13 protein-coding genes and 3 tRNA genes are annotated in these 13,855 nt (G+C 68.5%); 10 read left to right on the forward strand and 6 right to left on the reverse strand.

Features of this window, described 5'->3' with window-relative positions:
* The 3 genes from ABZV77_RS40435 to ABZV77_RS40445 form a co-directional block, all read right to left on the reverse strand.
* Window positions 1-1,963, reverse strand: a 1,963-nt coding sequence (locus ABZV77_RS40435; protein WP_356268006.1) for a DEAD/DEAH box helicase, incomplete at its 3' end; no start/stop codon positions are given.
* 249 nt (window positions 1,964-2,212) lie between these two features.
* Window positions 2,213-2,695, reverse strand: a complete 483-nt coding sequence (locus ABZV77_RS40440) for a hypothetical protein (protein WP_356268008.1) — start codon at window positions 2,693-2,695, stop codon at window positions 2,213-2,215.
* Between the two features lie 335 nt (window positions 2,696-3,030).
* A complete protein-coding gene (locus tag ABZV77_RS40445; protein ID WP_356268143.1) occupies window positions 3,031-3,381 on the reverse strand; it encodes a metallopeptidase family protein in 351 nt (116 codons plus the stop codon).
* Between the two features lie 88 nt (window positions 3,382-3,469).
* On the opposite strand from ABZV77_RS40445, the gene ABZV77_RS40450 reads away from it, so the two are divergent.
* The 5 genes from ABZV77_RS40450 (at window position 3,470) to ABZV77_RS40470 (ending at window position 6,891) form a co-directional block, all read left to right on the forward strand.
* On the forward strand, window positions 3,470-5,026 hold the full coding sequence (locus ABZV77_RS40450; RefSeq protein WP_356268010.1) for a metallophosphoesterase: 1,557 nt from the start codon (window positions 3,470-3,472) through the stop codon (window positions 5,024-5,026).
* Window positions 5,027-5,106: 80 nt separating this feature from the next.
* A tRNA-Glu gene (locus ABZV77_RS40455) sits at window positions 5,107-5,179 on the forward strand.
* Between the two features lie 104 nt (window positions 5,180-5,283).
* Entirely contained in the window at window positions 5,284-6,519 is a 1,236-nt protein-coding gene (locus ABZV77_RS40460) for a site-specific integrase (RefSeq protein WP_356268012.1), read from the forward strand.
* A gap of 196 nt (window positions 6,520-6,715) precedes the next feature.
* Window positions 6,716-6,790: transfer RNA gene (locus ABZV77_RS40465), tRNA-Asp, on the forward strand.
* A 27-nt stretch (window positions 6,791-6,817) separates the two neighbouring features.
* Window positions 6,818-6,891: transfer RNA gene (locus ABZV77_RS40470), tRNA-Phe, on the forward strand.
* A gap of 95 nt (window positions 6,892-6,986) precedes the next feature.
* Here ABZV77_RS40470 and ABZV77_RS40475 read toward each other — a convergent pair.
* Window positions 6,987-7,421 carry a PPOX class F420-dependent oxidoreductase gene (locus tag ABZV77_RS40475; protein ID WP_356268014.1) on the reverse strand — a complete coding sequence of 145 codons (435 nt, stop codon included), beginning with the start codon at window positions 7,419-7,421 and terminating at the stop codon, window positions 6,987-6,989.
* Between the two features lie 839 nt (window positions 7,422-8,260).
* Between ABZV77_RS40475 and ABZV77_RS40480 the strand changes: the two genes are divergently transcribed.
* The 3 genes from ABZV77_RS40480 to ABZV77_RS40490 are packed head-to-tail and all read left to right on the forward strand — an operon-like array spanning window position 8,261 to window position 11,004.
* A complete protein-coding gene (locus ABZV77_RS40480; RefSeq protein ID WP_356268016.1) occupies window positions 8,261-8,674 on the forward strand; it encodes a hypothetical protein in 414 nt (137 codons plus the stop codon).
* A gap of 3 nt (window positions 8,675-8,677) precedes the next feature.
* Window positions 8,678-9,793: an MAB_1171c family putative transporter gene (locus ABZV77_RS40485; protein ID WP_356268018.1), complete on the forward strand. Its 1,116-nt coding sequence runs from the start codon at window positions 8,678-8,680 to the stop codon at window positions 9,791-9,793.
* A 23-nt stretch (window positions 9,794-9,816) separates the two neighbouring features.
* Window positions 9,817-11,004 carry an amidohydrolase family protein gene (locus ABZV77_RS40490; RefSeq protein ID WP_356268020.1) on the forward strand — a complete coding sequence of 396 codons (1,188 nt, stop codon included), beginning with the start codon at window positions 9,817-9,819 and terminating at the stop codon, window positions 11,002-11,004.
* A gap of 200 nt (window positions 11,005-11,204) precedes the next feature.
* Here ABZV77_RS40490 and ABZV77_RS40495 read toward each other — a convergent pair whose 3' ends face one another.
* On the reverse strand, window positions 11,205-11,852 hold the full coding sequence (locus tag ABZV77_RS40495; RefSeq protein ID WP_356268022.1) for a hypothetical protein: 648 nt from the start codon (window positions 11,850-11,852) through the stop codon (window positions 11,205-11,207).
* A 90-nt stretch (window positions 11,853-11,942) separates the two neighbouring features.
* The gene (locus ABZV77_RS40500; protein WP_356268024.1) at window positions 11,943-12,857 is read right to left on the reverse strand and encodes a helix-turn-helix transcriptional regulator; all 915 of its coding nucleotides are present in this window, start codon (window positions 12,855-12,857) and stop codon (window positions 11,943-11,945) included.
* A 283-nt stretch (window positions 12,858-13,140) separates the two neighbouring features.
* Here ABZV77_RS40500 and ABZV77_RS40505 point away from each other — a divergent pair, with 283 nt between their 5' ends.
* Together ABZV77_RS40505 and ABZV77_RS40510 are read left to right on the forward strand one after the other, a co-directional pair.
* Window positions 13,141-13,452, forward strand: a complete 312-nt coding sequence (locus ABZV77_RS40505; RefSeq protein ID WP_356268026.1) for a transcriptional regulator — start codon at window positions 13,141-13,143, stop codon at window positions 13,450-13,452.
* Complete coding sequence (locus ABZV77_RS40510) at window positions 13,452-13,826, forward strand: helix-turn-helix domain-containing protein (protein ID WP_260818614.1); 375 nt, start codon at window positions 13,452-13,454, stop codon at window positions 13,824-13,826. Before ABZV77_RS40505 ends, ABZV77_RS40510 begins: the two co-directional genes overlap by 1 nt.
* Window positions 13,827-13,855 lie beyond the last annotated feature (29 nt).

Raw genomic sequence — 13,855 nt, forward strand, 5'->3', positions numbered from 1 at the left:
GGCCGCCACCACGGTTGTCATCGCGACGGTCACGGTTGAAGCCACCGCCACGGTTGTCGTCACGACGCTCGAAGGAACGGCCGCCACCACGGTTGTCATCGCGACGGTCACGGTTGAAGCCACCGCCACGGTTGTCGTCACGACGCTCGAAGGAACGGCCGCCACCACGGTTGTCGTCACGGCGGTCACGGTTGAAGCCGCCACCGCGGTTGTCGTCGCGACGGTCACGGTTGAAGCCGCCACCGCGGTTGTCACGGCGCTCACGCTCGTAGTTGCCGCGCTCGTCGCGCTGCGGACGACGGTTGTCGTACGAGGAGGAGCGGTCCTCGCGGACCGGGCGCTCGTCGACGGGCTGCTCGGGGACCGACACGGCGGCCTCGACGACCGCCTCGGCGGCGGCGGTGGCCTCGGCGACCGCCACCTCCGGGTCGTCACCGCGCTCGCGGGCGGCACGCGCAGTGAGGCGGTCGGCCTCCTCGCGCAGCTCGGCGGCGCGGCGCGTGGCGCGCTCCAGGTCCTTGGTGAGGTCCTTGACCTCACGCTCGGCCTGGGTCGCGGCGTTGCCCGCGGAGTCGGCCTGCACCTCGGTCATCGAGCGGGCGCCGGTGATCTCGGCGACCTCCGGGTCGAAGGTGCCGCCGCCGTTGATGATGTGGCGCGAGGCGTCGACGCCCGCGTCCTCCATGAGGCGGAAGATCTGGCGGCGCTGGTGCGGCAGGGACAGCGAGACGACCGTGCCGGAGCGGCCCGCGCGGGCGGTACGGCCCGAGCGGTGCAGGTAGTCCTTGTGGTCGCCGGCCGGGTCCACGTTCAGGACCAGGTCGATGCCGTCGACGTGGATGCCGCGGGCGGCGACGTCGGTGGCGACGAGGGCGTTGACGTAGCCCTTCTTGAAGTCCTCGAGCACGCGGGTGCGGGCACCCTGCGTCATGCCGCCGTGCAGCGCGTCGGCCTTCACACCGGAGTCGCAGAGCTGCTCGGCGATGCGGTCGGCGCCCAGCTGGGTGCGGACGAAGATGATCGTGCGGCCCTTGCGCGCGGCGATGGCGGCCGTGACCGGCGCCTTGTCGCGGGGCTTCACGATGAGGATGTGGTGCGTCATGGTCGTGACGTTGCCCTGGGCGCTGTCGACCTCGTGCGTCACCGGGTTGTTCAGGTAGCGCTTGACCAGCGTGGAGATCTCGTTCTCCATCGTGGCCGAGAACAGCATGCGCTGGCCGCCGCCGGGAACCTGGTCGAGCAGCTCGGTGACCTCGGGCAGGAAGCCCAGGTCGGACATCTGGTCGGCCTCGTCGAGCACCGCGATCTGGGTGTTCTCGAGCGAGCAGGCGCCGCGGTTGATGAGGTCGCGCAGACGGCCCGGGGTGGCGACGAGGATGTCGACGCCGCGCTCCAGGGCGTAGATCTGGTTGCCCATCGACGTACCGCCGCAGACGACCTTCATCTTCAGGCCGAGCACGTCGCCGTACGGCTGGAGGGCGTCCGCGACCTGCATCGCGAGCTCGCGGGTCGGGGTCAGGATGACGCCGCGGGGCTTCTTCTTCTCGGTGCGGCCGTCGGAGGCCAGCGTCGCCAGCATCGGCAGACCGAAGGAGAGGGTCTTGCCGGAGCCGGTGCGGCCACGGCCGAGGATGTCCTTGCCGGCCAGGGCGTCCGGGATGGTCGCGGCCTGGATCGGGAAGGGCGTGGTGACGCCGTTCTGCGCGAGCTTGCGGACGATGCCCTCGGGCAGGCCGAGGTCGCCGAAGGTGAGCTCGGGCTCGGCGTCGGCGTCGGCCTCAGGGGCGTCGACGTCGGCGTCGGTGGTGACCTCGGTGACGTCCGTGCCCTCGACGGTCTCGGCGGACTCGACGATCTCGACAGCGTCGGCGACAACCTCTACGGCGTCGTTCTCGACGGTCTCGACGGCCTCGACCGACTCGTTCTCGGGCAGGACGGCGTGGTCAGAACTGAAAATGGACATGCGAAATGCGAAACCTTCCGGAGTCTCGGCACGCGCCCGTCAACTCCGTGATTTCGCAATGGACCGCCTCTATGCGGTCAGCCACGGCAAGGGAGAGTACGCGCCACGCGGCGCTCTTCTGTGTCGGCGCCGGGCAAATGGGATCAAACGATCTACCACCATACGCACCCCCCACCCCGGATGGCAAACCGACCCCCTCTCAGGGGTCCGTCCGGGTGCGCTCAGGGGCCCATAAGTGGCCTCCGTCACCTACCGGGGGCCCGCCTGGGGCGAGGGCTCGCGCACCGCGGTCTTCTCGTCCCGCCGCTGCAACTGGGCGTCCTGCCCTGACCCCTCGTGGGCCGAGGACGACGGCTCCGGAGTGGTCGGATCGGGCGTCGGGGTCGGGGTGGGCTTCGGCGGGGTGGGCGTCGCGCTCGTCCGCGTCGGAGTGGGCTTCGGCCGTGTCGGGGTCGGCTTCCCCGGGCCGTCGGGCTTCGGCGGCTTCTTCGAGGCCGTCGCGGAGGAGGACTCCGAGGGCTCGGCGGCGCCCTGCCCGGACCCGCCCGCACGGGCCGACCCGCCCTTGCCCTTCTTCTTGCCCTTGCCCCGGCCGCCGCTCTGCGCGCGCTCGTCCCCGGAATCCACGTCGCCGCCCTGCGTCACGGGGCCGCCGTCGGGGGCGGCCGCACCGCTGCGCCGCCCCGCGGAGCGGTCGGGCGCCGGAGCGTTCCCGTCGTCACTGATGCTCATGCAGCCCGCGGTCGCCGCTACGGCCACCGCGACCGCGGCCCAACGGACGGGAACGTACAACTGGCGCACGGCCGAGCACCTCCTGAGGCGCTGAGAATCGAGACGCCCTGCCCAACTCCCGCGGCCCGCAAGAGGACACGGACGGCAACCCCCTGGGGGCGCGCCCCGCGCCGCCCCGCACACCAGGCCGGATGCCCTCGCTCACACGTCCCCGGAACTCATCCGCGGCCACGCCCCGCCCGCCCGCGGCACACGGCTCACACGTGACTCACGCCTCCCGCACGACCCACGGACCACGAACCCACGGACCACGAACCACGGACACGGCCCACGCCTCACCCGTACCCGAGCGCGTGCAGCCGCTCGTCGTCGATCCCGAAGTGGTGGGCGACCTCGTGCACCACCGTGATCTCCGTCTCGGCGACGACGTCATCGCGCGACTCGCACATGCGCAGCGTCGGCCCCCGGTAGATCGTGATGCGGTCCGGCAGCACCCCGGCGTACCACTCGCCCCGGTCGGTCAGCGGGGTCCCCTCGTAGAGCCCGAGCAGCTCGGGATCCTCGGCCGGTGGCTCGTCCTCGACAAAAACGGCCACGTTGTCCATCAGCCGCGTCAACTCCGGCGGAATCCGGTCGAGAGCCTCGCCGACCAGTTCCTCGAACTCCTCGCGCGTCATCTCCAGCACACCCCCATTGTCAGCCACGCCCCTCGTCCCGTCCCGGCATCCCCCTCGCTCCGGCATACCGGCCGCCGCAACTGGGCATAAGGGACCAATGGCCCGCGACTTCACCGTCGTTTTCCACAGCGTGCGCAGGGCCGGTCGCGCCCTCGCAGGCCACTACAGCGCTCGCCGCACCCACCCCGTCAACGAACTGGTCAGCCCGCCCCACCCGTACGCCCGCGCCCTCGGCCTGATCACCGTCGTCCTGCTCGGCGCCTGGCTCGGCCTCCTCATCGTCGGCAGCGTGCGCGCGCCGGTCGGCCCGATGGACACCCGCATGACCCTGCGCCCGTCCCTCTCCGGCGGCACGAAGATCGACGTCTCCCCGCTCGGCGCCCTGGAGCTCCGCTCCCACACGGCCCCCATCCGCCTGGACGTCGACGTGAACCGCCTGGACCCGGTGCGCTCGCAGGCCCTGGTCGACCACCCCGAGCGGCTCGCGGGCCTCCAGGACGAGGTCGCGCGCGACGTCGGCCACGGCACGCTCGACCTCGCGGTGCGCTCCTGCGTCGCCGTCGTCTCCGGCGCGACCGCACTGGGCCTGGCCGTCTACCGCCGCCCGCGCCGCGCCCTGGCCGCGGGCGGCCTCGCGCTCACCCTCCTCGCGGCGTCCGGCACGGCCGCGTACGCCACCTGGAACCCGAAGTCCGTCCTGGAACCGAAGTTCTCCGGCCTGCTCAGCAGCGCCCCCTCCGTCGTCGGCAACGCCCGCAGCATCGTCAGCGAATTCGACGTCTACCAGCAGGAGTTGGCGCGCCTGGTCACCAACGTCACCAAGCTCTACGACGTGACGTCCACGCTCCCCGCGTACCAGCCGGACCCCACCACGATGCGCGTCCTGCACGTCTCGGACATCCATCTGAACCCGGCGAGCTGGAAGATCATTTCTTCCCTGGTCGACCAGTACGACATCGACGTCATCGTCGACTCCGGCGACACCATGGACCACGGCTCCGCCACCGAGAACGGCTTCCTGGACCCGGTCGCGGACCTCGGGGCGCCCTATGTGTGGGTGCGCGGCAACCACGACTCGCACACCACCCAGCGCTATCTGGAGCGCAAGCGCTTCAAGAACGTCCACGTCCTCGACGAGGGCAGGGCCGAGACCGTCGCGGGCCTGCGCCTCGCCGGGATCGGCGACCCGCAGTACACCCCCGACCGCTCGGAGAAGGCCGGGGGCGACTCGGTCGAGCGCATGGCCGGCATCCGTCTCGCGTCCGCCCTGCGCGCCGAACGCGCGGCAGGCACCCCGGTCGACGTGGCCGTCGCCCACAACCCGACGGCGGCCCGCGAGACGGACGGCGAGGTGCCCCTCGTCCTCGCGGGCCACATCCACCACCAGGAGATGGAGGTCATGGACGAGGGCACGCGGCTGCGCATCGAGGGCTCGACGGGCGGCAGCGGGCTGCGCGCGGTCGACGACAAGTACCCCGACCCCGTCCAGGCGTCGATCCTCTATCTGGACCGCACGACCAAGCGGCTGCAGGCCTGGGACGAGATCAGGCTGGGCGGCCTCGGCCTCACGAAGGCGGAGGTCAGCCGCCATCTCCCCAAGGAGAACCGCCCCGGCGCACCCCTCGCTCCGCCCTCTCCCACCCCCTCCTCCTAAACCGTTTTGGCGATAGCTCCCCGCATCCCATATGCTTCTCACGTCCCCGACGCGCTGCAAAGCGCCCAGGTGGGCCCTTAGCCCTCATCGTCTAGTGGCCCAGGACGCCGCCCTTTCAAGGCGGTAGCACGGGTTCGAATCCCGTTGGGGGCACAGAGCTACAGACCCCCTGACCTGCGGAAACGCCGGTCAGGGGGTCTTTTTTACTGTTCTGGTGGGCACGAAGTGGGCACGAGACCTCATTTACAGTCCTGAGCATGGCGTACATCGAGGTCAAGCAAAGGCGTGACGGACAGTCCAGCTACGTCGTTCGCTGGCGCACGGGAGGCACCCGCAGCGGCAGCAGAGCGTCAGAGTCCTTCGACGACGAGCCGTCGGCAGAGAAGTTCAAGAACCTCGTGGACGGCCACGGACAGCAATGGCCCCCTGGCTGGATACGCGGTCAAGGGTTCGTGGAGAACGTCCGCACGCCGGAGGAGATGTTCGAACCGTTCGCCCTCCGCCACATAGACCAGCTCACCGGGGTACAGGGCGATACGAAGGCCGAGTATCGGAAGCTCGTCCGACAGAAGCTCTCTCCGTGGTTCCGCGACTACTCCATGCGCGATGGAGAGGGCGGACTTGCTGCGGACGCGATACGGACTTGGGTCAACGATCTAGAGGCGGGTCGCCCTGCCCCACACGACCCGGAGGGGACCAAGCGCCGCAAGCTCAGCCCCAAGACCATCCGTAACGTCCACGGTCTGTTGTCTGGCATCTGCCAGAGCGCTGTGGAGCACGACCCCCCTCTGCGCACGAAGAACCCGTGCGCTGGCACCCGACTCCCCCGCAAGGACGATGGCGTCGAAGACGAGATGGTCTTCCTCGAACGGGACGAGTGGGCGCTGCTGCGCTCTCACCTGGTGGACCAAGACGCCCGCGAACTGGCCGATGCCCTTGCCGAGACCGGCGCCCGGTGGGGCGAAATCACAGCACTCCAGCCTCGCGACCTCGTACGGCGAAACGGCCGGCCAGCTATCCGCATCCAGCGTGCCTGGAAGCGCGACGAGGACGGCGCTGCGTACCTGGGTGCCCCGAAGACCAAGAAGGCACGCCGGACACTGGTGATCACCACCAACCTGGATCAGATGCTCCGCAGGCGGGCGAAGGGGATCACCCCCAACGATCTCCTCTTCCAGGGCCCCAAGGGTGGTCGCTGGGACACATGGACCTTCCGTAGCCTGCGCTGGCATCCGGCGATCGAGGGTGCCCGTGCCGAAGGTCTCACCAAGGCCCCGCGGGTACACGACCTTCGCCACTCCCACGCTTCCTGGCTGATCGCCGCGAAGGTCCCCCTGCCGGCCATTCAGGGCCGCCTCGGACACGAGTCCATCACCACGACCGTCGACCGCTATGGCCACCTGCTCGACGCCTTGGACGACGAAGTCGTTGCGGCCGTCGACTGGGCCATGAACCCCAACGCACCTATGCCGGTGTCGGCCCTGGCTGCTTGATGGCGGTGGCTCCCTCCCGCAGCTCTGTGGAGCGGTGCGGGAGGGAGCCACGCAGAGCGGAGCCGCACCGGCGAGCGCAAAGTACTCATTTCAGCCCGCCGGTCTCCGTCGGGTATAGTCAGCCTTCGGTTCAGGCGCCAGCGCCAAGGCCGATCCCCCAACATTTCGCACCATCACTTTGTTGTGGGATGCGCAAGGTCCTGTGGAGCAGTTTGGAGTGCTCGCCACCCTGTCAAGGTGGAGGCCGCGGGTTCAAATCCCGTCAGGACCGCTTGCAGATCACTTCGGTGAACTGCGTGGCTGGGTAGCTCAGTTGGTACGAGCGATCGCCTGAAAAGCGATAGGTCGCCGGTTCGATCCCGGCCCCAGCCACAGCTAAGGCTCCAATCCTCGGATTGGGGCCTTCTTGCTTTCCTCAGCTCGGACGTCGGCGCTCCTACCCGAGACACCGGGGCCCTGGAGACGAATCAAGCAGCGGCGGCCGGACGGGCGCGCGGAGGAAGCACCTGCCCCATGCTGCGCTCAATCGCGATCTCGATGACTACGCGCTCCGGGTCCGGGGCCGGCGTGCGTCCGTATCGCTCTCCGTATCGGACAACGGCATCCCGCACGGCCGCTTCATCGGTGCACACCTCCGCCACGCCTTCGAGCGTGGCCCAGCGCCCTCCGTCGACCTGGCACACGGCCACGCGAGCTTCCCCACCCCACGCAAGAACGTTGGCCACTTTGCGGCTGGATTTGCGGGTAATAACCCTAGCCACGCCAGCGGAGCCGTCCACGGTCACGCCGACGGGCACCACATGAGGCCGGCCATCCGGGCGCACCGTGGTTAGGGTGCACAGATGGTACTCATTCCAGAACTCTAGGTAGCTGTCCGCCTGGTCGGATATTGCGTTTGGCATGGCTGAAAGCGTAAACGCGCCAGTTGCCCGAACTGCCCCGAAGTGACTGGCACCACAACACGCCTGAGCTGCCCTTTTGCGCGATTCGCGTGCATTCGCGAAGGAGATCCCTCCCGCGATGATCACGGATTCATAACGGAGTCACCGTTCGCCCGGCAAAGGTTGATCCGTTCACGCCAGAAAGTAAACAAGCAGCTCAGAGCGTCGTACAACGTTGAATTTGGTCGATTTTGGCGAGTTTCTTCCCCTGCGATTACCTGCGGTCTACACGAATCGATCATGATTTTTAGGCCATGTCTTGTCGGAAGCCTCACGTACTGTCCGAAGAGGTTCCCGGAGCTTCACGGGGTGGCCTCCGCTCGGAGACTCGACGCGCGTTCGCGTAAGCGATATCCGAGCAGGTGAGTAGCCCTTTGGATGCCACCGGCGTCCCATCGCTCTGCGGGGTGATGGACGAGGGGCGCGGGCTACCGGCTGTGGCCGTGCAGCACCGGGGACCGGACGTCATCGACTTGGGCGCGGGGTCGCCCGGCTCGGGGGAGCCATCACCTGCCGGTTGGAGGGATTACTCAATGTGGTCGGATAAGAGTGGTCGAAACGCGGCGGAGTCCGAGATACCCGCTCAGGGCGGAGGCAGCCGCCGACGCCTCGGGCGCTGGCGCTCAGCCGCGACCCGCACGGTGGAGAAGGACCTGCATCGCCTGATCCGCAGGGAGCTGCAAGACCTCGGGGTCACTCCCCCGCTCGACGTTCACGATCTTTGCAAGAGGCTGAGCCGACGGCGCGGGCGTCCGCTGTTCCTCCGTGCAGCTCCGCTGCCCAAGCCCGGACCCTCGGGTATGTGGGCGGAGTACGACACCTACGACGTGATCCTGTATCAGCAGGAGACGACCGAGCTGCACCAGGACGGGATCATCCTGCACGAGGTCGGACACATCCTCGTGGCGGAGAAGGAGCGGGCGGCCGAGCAGTCCGCCCGCGAGGCCGTGACGGCGGAGAGCACCCCTGATGGGGATGCGGAGTGCATCGACGTCGAGGGGTGGGCCGCCATGATGCCGGTCTTCGGCACCGAGGCGGTCAAGCGCATCGCTCAGCGCTGCTCGTACGACGACGGCGAGGAGTGCGCCGTCGAACTCGTGGCCACGATCATCCTGGAGTGGTCGGCCCTGCTCGCATCCTCCACTCCTCCGGCCGATGACCCCGCTCTGCGACGGGTTGAGGCGGCTCTCGGCGACCGGCGAGGATGGTTGTAGCTCGTGGAAATCCTGCTCCTGGGTCTCCTGGCCGCGCTGGTCTGGAAGCTCTATCAGTGGAAGCGAAGCCCGCACGACGCACCTCTTCGCTCCGTCACCCTCTGCCTGCTCTGCGCTGCGCTCTCGTACCCCGTAGCGATGCCCGGCGGCGCGTCGGGTGTCGACACCGTCGCCGGTCACGGGACGGCGAAGCTGATTCAGAACGTGCTGCTGCTGCTCGCGGTGTACTTCTTGATGTGCTTCTACCTCTACTCCGCCGCGGACGAGGAATCCGGTCGGCGTAGGGCCCGCAAGGAGGGTGTCCTTGTCGCGGTCGTCGCGGTGGCGATCACCGTGGCGGCCGAATCGGTGCCGCACGAGACGTTCGCCGGCTCCTTCAGCACGGCCGACATGACCACGCCGCAGATCGCGTTCTTCTACGGCGGCGCGGGCCTCTACCTCATGTACGCGCTCGGCATGGCATGCCGGTGGACTCGCCGCTTCGCGCGCATGTCCCGGCGTCCGCACTCCACCGGCCTCTGGATGGCCGCTGTGGGTCTGGGGGCGATGGCGGTGGCGTGCGCGATCCGCGCTGTGATCGTCGCCCTCCGCGCGGCCGACGTGAAGGTGTCCGAGCCGCTGATGGCTGCCGTCGCCTTCCTCCTGGTGGCGTCCATCCTGCTCTTCGCGGCGGGCATCACGTACTCCGGAGCCCGAGCCCGTATCTCCTCACTTCGCCTATGGTTCGAGCACCGCCGTGATCACCGTCGACTCGCGCCGCTGTGGGAGCTGCTGGCGGAGACGTACCCGGACAACGTGCTGCGGCCGGCGTCCGCGGCGGCCCTGGACCGGCGGCGGGCCCGCGGGGTGCACCGGCGCTACCACCGCCGCATCGTGGAGTGCCGCGACGGCCTGGTGGACATCAGCCCCTACCTGCTCGATGAGGGCGACGACGGCACGGTCCTCAACATCGACTCCGCTGAGCTTGCCGCTCGGCTCCGCCGGGCATCCGCCCGGATCGAGAAGGGCGCTCCCGCGCCCCGCCGCGCGGTTCCTCTCGCGATGGCGCTGGGCAGCGACCGCGAGTCCGATGTGAAACAACTGATTGCGGTATCCGACGAACTGCGCGCAGCCGCATGACCTCGCACGATCAAGGAGTCACGATGCTGATTACCGGTGGACGAGTGCTCGTCGACTCGGGGACCTACCTGGAAGACGGCGCCATCCTCATCGAGGGCGAGTCGATCGCCGCCGTCGGGCCGCGCAACGAGGTCGAGGAACGGGCCGGGGCGGACGTGCCCCGGTACGAGTTCGGCGGAACTGTCCTGCCCGGCCTCATCGACGCCCATGTGCACCTGGCTTTCGACGGCGGCGCCGACCCCGTCGCGACCCTCCAGGGCTCCACGGACGACGTCCTGTTCGAGGACATGCGTCGCCGCGCGGAACAGCTTCTTCGCAGCGGCGTCACCACGGCCCGGGACCTCGGGGACCGAGGCGGACTCGCCCTTCGCCTGGCGTCCGAGATCCACGACCGCCGCACGGCAGGACCCCGGATCGTGTCCGCGGGTACCCCGGCCACCACCCTCGGCGGCCACTGCCACTTCCTGGGCGGCGAGGTCTCCGGTGAAGCCGAGATCCGCGACCTCGTACGGCGCAACCTCGCGGCCGGGGCCGGCGTCATCAAGGCGATGGTCACCGGCGGGGGCCTGACGAAGGACGGCCCCAAGAGCCACCAGAGCCAGTTCTCGGCTGAAGAACTCGCCGCCCTGGTGGAGGAGGCTCACGCCGCAGGTGTCCCCGTCGCGGCCCACGCGCACGGCGCCGACGGCATCGCCGCCGCCGTTGAGGCGGGCGTCGACACCATCGAGCACTGCACCTGGATGTCGAGCGATGGCCTCGACTTCCGGCCCGACGTGGTCCAGCAGATCATCGCGAAGGGCATCACCGTGTGTCCGGCCGTGAGCCCGCACTGGCAGATGCTCCCGCGCTTCTTCGGTGAGGAGCGCGCCGCCGCCATGTTCGATCTGGTGCGGCAGATGGCCGACTCCGGTGTCCGCCTGATCGCCGGAACCGACGCTGGAGTTCAGCGGGCGGGCTTCGACGGGTTGGTTCCGGCGCTCGGGTTCTACTCGCACCTGGGTCTGCCGAACGCCTCGATCATCGACATGGCGACGTCACGGGCGGCGGAGGCGCTGGGCCTGGGGGACGTGACCGGCAAGGTCGCTCCGGGCTTCCGCGCGGATCTCCTCCTGGTCGACGGTGACCCGCTCGCGGATCTCTCCGCGCTGAGCGGGGTGCGGGCCGTATTCACCTCGGGCCTGCGTCACGAGCCGACCGGCGCGGACCAGTAGGGTAGATGACCATCCTGGCCGCGCGGCGCGTGGCGCAGCCGGACTTGATCATTCCTGTGAAGGCCTCGGGCACCGCGCGTGAGGTAGGCGGTGCCCGAGGCGTTGCCTCCGGAGGAGCGTCGTTCCTTGGAGTAGCGGATACGGGAGAGGCTCAGGCCAGCCGAAGCTGCCTTCGAAAATCATGGCCTCTTCCTCGCTCCTCAGCGGTGTGGCAGCGTTCGGGCACCACGGTATGCCTGCCAGCTAGCCCACCAGGTGACGGGCCGGCGCCAGTCGATGAGGTGCCTTAACCGCACTTCGGTCCGCATTCGCTCCGGCCGACTGTGGTCCGTTCGTACCCACAGCACGCCGCGGCCATCGCGGAACTGGATGGTAACGCTCGTGTCGAACAACGCCTCCGGCTGCTGCGGAGCCGGGGCATCGGACGGTGCACCGCTCGGACGCCACTCCAAGTTGAACGTCGCAGACTCGCCGGGCGGGACCAACGGAACCGCTGCTGCGGACTCGACAAGCCCTTCATCCAACGGCACGACAATTGTGTCCGATTGCCGCCCGCGCCAGAACTCCACAGTCATGGCCTTCGCGTCGTGAACTCGCGCGCCGTTGGCGTGGATTACTTCGACGTCGGTGAGGTGGAGGTTGGTGTGGTTTTCGACCCGCACTTGGTCTCGGGAGCCAACAAGGGCATCGCCCGAACTATTTTGGACGTGCACGATGACCTGTCGGGCCTCGGCCTCCTCCTGTAGTTGCTGCTTCTTCCGCTCCCGGCGCCCCGTCACCCAGATCGAGCCAACGGCGGTAAACGAAGCGATGTAGCTGGAGATTACAAGGAGTGTCTGCGGCGTCACACTCCGGATCATCGCAGGCCCCCGCGCGTGGAGGCGCGTTTGAACCAAGCCCACTGTTCAAGGCCTCTCGGAGGCCCGGCAGGCGACCCACTAACCCTTTCTGCCCGGATCGGTCCGTTCAACGACTTCGCCGGCGATGTCGTTCAGAATCGACAGAACATCGGCCGGCAACCCCTCGGCGGTCATCCCGCGAGCCCGGACCCGGCCCACCTTCCCCTGCTTGGCCGCGTACATGAAGCGCAGTGCCTCATAAGCCTGCGCCGCGACGGCGTCGTTCTCCTCGAAGTACAGCTTTGAGACGTCGAAGAACTTGGCCAGACCTTCGAGGACCACGGGCAGCGGGTCGACCTTCGCCCCCGTCCGTAGTCCCTCGATGTCAGCCGCCGAGACGACCGCGGAACCCGCATACGCGTTGACCGCGTCCGCGATCTCCTGGTCCTCCGGTGACGGGCGGCCGGGGTAGGAGTGCTCCAGGAGCATGGTGATCTTCTCGGCCAGCGTCTCAGGGGCCTTCTCCGGCTGGGCCTCTCCGAAGGATCGCTCCTGCGCGCGTCGCAGCTCGTCCTCCGTCACGCCGTACGCCTCCGCCAGGGCGGGGACGTACTTGTCCTTCAGACGTCGGATGCCCTGCTCGGCACCCGACAAGGGGCCGTCGCTCTTCGTCCCGATGATCGCCCGGGTCTCGTACCGGTAGAGGCCGGCGTCGCATCGCAGGTCCATCAGATCGGGCAAGCCGTCACGCGGGAACAGATCGTCCAGGTCCCGGTTCAGCGCCCTGGCGAGAGCAGGCAACTTCTCCTGGTCGGGTTTCGCCGCTCCCGACTCCCACCCCGCCACGGTCGATTCCGCAGCACCGACAGAAGACGCCACATCGGCCTGCGGCACGTCGGCAGCCCGACGTACCGCGCGCACACGCTCTTTGTCGAAACGGCGAGCTGGCATCGGACCTCGTCTTTTGGGGTGAACCGAGGAAACCTCGGACTGTTGACTTTTGATGCGAACCAAGATAGCTTCATCTTAGCGAAAAACGAGGGGGTTCGCACCTCTCTCAGCTTTCGCCCACCTGCGGTTCCCATCGTGGACCGGTCCGGTGGAGAGGGGTTGCCGCACATCACTCGGGCGCGGCCCTTCCCCTCAAAACGCCATCGGCGTCCGAGAGTTCGCACCTCTCGGACGCCAGACAGCTCGTGATCCGCGGCCCCTGACAGGGGCGCTGGTCACTCGCACAGCCACTCCGTGTCCTTTCGCACGGCACGACGGAGCGGCGTACCACACAGAGGAGTGTCGCATGTCCCCTACTACGGACTGCAACCCGAAGGTGGAGATCCCTTCGGGCCCGGCTGAACGGCTGGCTGCGCAACTGGCGTCCATGCTGCCGGAGGCCGCCGTCGTGCAGGTTCGCCTTCAGGGGCCCCGGACCCTGTGGCCTCACCTCGGCCTGACGGCCCTGACCGACCGAGGTCGTCACCTTCGCGTCCCTCGGGCGAAGGCGCTCACCATCGCCCGGTGGATCATCCGTTCGTTCCCCCACGCGGGATGGGCGGCCTCGGGCCACGCCTTCGACCTGCGGACGGCTGAGCTGCGCGGGTTGGAAGCGTGATGGCGGCCGTGGCACCGGCGAGTGCCGGACCGGCCCTGGACGTGCAGGGACTCGTGGCCGTTGTCGACCTCTTGGCCCAGGCCGGCGGCCTGGATGCCCTGCTGGGCAGTCGGGCGGCGGATTCCCGCGACAAGCGTCTGCACATCGGATATAGCGAGGCTGCCGAACGTCTGAACATTCCGGAGAAGTGGTTGCGTGAGCGCATATCGACGCTCCCGCACCGGAAGTTCGGGAAGTTCGTTCAGTTCACGGAGGATGATCTCCACGCGATTTCCGATATGCACTTCGTCAGCCCTGGCGCAAAGTCCCAGAGGGACGACGAGTCGGCACTGATGGCGCTTCAGCCGTCAAAGCGCTCTCGTAAGCGTTCCTGATCTCCTCTCGCGCCCGACTGTCACCATTC

This window comes from Streptomyces sp. NPDC004732, assembly GCF_040609235.1.
Classification (GTDB): domain Bacteria; phylum Actinomycetota; class Actinomycetes; order Streptomycetales; family Streptomycetaceae; genus Streptomyces.

Excerpts from the sequence above, each read along its gene's own strand:
- ABZV77_RS40440 (WP_356268008.1), bottom strand. The coding sequence starts at position 2,695 with ATGAGCATCAGTGACGACGGGAACGCTCCGGCGCCCGACCGCTCCGCG.
- ABZV77_RS40450 (WP_356268010.1), top strand. The coding sequence starts at position 3,470 with ATGGCCCGCGACTTCACCGTCGTTTTCCACAGCGTGCGCAGGGCCGGT.
- ABZV77_RS40460 (WP_356268012.1), top strand. The coding sequence starts at position 5,284 with ATGGCGTACATCGAGGTCAAGCAAAGGCGTGACGGACAGTCCAGCTAC.
- ABZV77_RS40475 (WP_356268014.1), bottom strand. The coding sequence starts at position 7,421 with ATGCCAAACGCAATATCCGACCAGGCGGACAGCTACCTAGAGTTCTGG.
- ABZV77_RS40480 (WP_356268016.1), top strand. The coding sequence starts at position 8,261 with ATGTGGGCGGAGTACGACACCTACGACGTGATCCTGTATCAGCAGGAG.
- ABZV77_RS40490 (WP_356268020.1), top strand. The coding sequence starts at position 9,817 with ATGCTGATTACCGGTGGACGAGTGCTCGTCGACTCGGGGACCTACCTG.
- ABZV77_RS40505 (WP_356268026.1), top strand. The coding sequence starts at position 13,141 with ATGTCCCCTACTACGGACTGCAACCCGAAGGTGGAGATCCCTTCGGGC.
- ABZV77_RS40510 (WP_260818614.1), top strand. The coding sequence starts at position 13,452 with ATGGCGGCCGTGGCACCGGCGAGTGCCGGACCGGCCCTGGACGTGCAG.